A 289-nucleotide genomic window follows, 5' to 3' on the forward strand; every position below is an offset into this window, starting at 1 on the left:
TGCTGAGGGCCACGCACCGCAGTGGGCGCCGCTGCCCGTCCAGTACGCCGACTACACCCTCTGGCAGAACGAGCTGCTCGGCGACCAGAACGACCCCGACAGCCTCTTCGCCACCCAAGTCGCCTACTGGACCCGGACTTTGACGGGCTTGCCCGACCAGATCACCCTGCCCACCGACCGTCCCCGGCCGGCCGTCATGACCTACCGCGGTGATTACGTCACGGTGGAGATCGACCCGGAACTTCACCGACGGCTCACGGAGTTGGCCCGGGGCTCCGGCGCCAGCCTC

Annotated in this window: 1 protein-coding gene; it reads left to right on the forward strand. The window is 68.9% G+C overall.

Going from position 1 to position 289, the window contains the following annotated elements:
• Positions 1–289: condensation domain-containing protein (locus tag IH61_RS42305; RefSeq protein ID WP_037974237.1), on the forward strand; the 289-nt coding region annotated here is incomplete at both ends.

The sequence above is a fragment of the Streptomyces sp. NRRL WC-3742 genome (assembly GCF_000720635.1).
Lineage (GTDB): Bacteria > Actinomycetota > Actinomycetes > Streptomycetales > Streptomycetaceae > Kitasatospora.